Origin of the sequence: Micromonospora sp. DT48, assembly GCF_049844495.1 — a bacterium.
Lineage (GTDB): Bacteria > Actinomycetota > Actinomycetes > Mycobacteriales > Micromonosporaceae > Micromonospora.
The window spans coordinates 1-1,077 of sequence record NZ_JBNCLE010000054.1 but is presented as its reverse complement, the minus strand read 5'-3'; the positions used below and the strand labels follow the sequence as shown (position 1 = coordinate 1,077).

The 1,077-nt window shown below is 69.0% G+C and carries 1 protein-coding gene; it reads left to right on the top strand.

Annotated elements, in window-relative coordinates; genetic code table 11:
* Positions 1 to 149 precede the first annotated feature (149 nt).
* Positions 150 to 1,077: ISAs1 family transposase (locus tag ACLQ2S_RS27125; protein ID WP_425703814.1), on the top strand; the 928-nt coding region annotated here is incomplete at its 3' end.

The following is a 1,077-nucleotide window of genomic DNA, read 5'->3' as shown; positions in this document are numbered from 1 at the left end:
CAGGGCGATTGCGTAGTCGGCTGACGGGCTGCTGACCAGGGATTTCGAGACGAGTTTGGCCTCTGTGGAGGCGCAAGGAGCGGGTGAGGCCGCATCGGTGATCATGGAGTTGCGACGCTTCACGACTCCGAGGAAGACCCCACCCGCCGATGGCATCATCTCTCATCCGGGCACTTGCCGTAGCCGCACCCACCTCCACCGCCGAGGCCGTGCCGGTCACCGACGGTGAACACGGCGGGCTGCTGCGCGCGCTCGCCGCTGTTCCTGATCCACGCGACCCACGAGGCGTGCGTTACCCGCTGGCTCCGCTGCTGGCGGTGGCGGTCTGTGCCGTCATGGCCGGGGCGTCGTCGTTCGCCGCGATCACGGACTGGCTGCACGACCTGGACGAACAGGCCCAGCGTCGGCTCGGGTTCACCGCAGGAGTGCCGGTCGGCAGCACTGTCTGGCGGATCCTGACGCGCCTGGACGACACGCTGCTCGGCACCGTCCTGGCCGGCTGGCTGCGCACCCGGACTCCCGTCGAGATGATCACGCCGGGGCGGTATCGCACGGTGATCGCCATCGACGGCAAGACGCTGCGCGGCGCCCGAACCGGCGACGGCCGCCAGGTGCATCTGCTGTCCGCTTTGGACACCACCACCGGGATCGTGCTCGCCCAGGTCACCGTGGACGCCAAAAGCAACGAGATCCCGGCGTTCGCCCCGCTGCTCGACGCCGTCGAACAGGTGCTCGGCACCCTGACCGGGGTGTTGTTCATCGCCGACGCCCTACACACCCAGACCGGTCACGCCAACGAGGTCACCGCCCGCCGAGCGCACCTGCTCGTACAGGTGAAGGCCCACCAGCCGACCCTGTTCAAGCAACTCAAACGACTGCCCTGGGCACAGATCCCGGTCGGTGACCGCACCCGCGACCGCGGTCACAGCCGCCGCGAAACCCGCACCGTCAAAGCCGTCACCGTCGCCACCCCCGGCGGCATCGCCTTCCCACACGCCCAACAAGCCGTACGCATCACCCGCACCCGCATCGTCGCTGGCAAGACCAGCCGCGAGACCGCCTACCTGACCGTGTCAC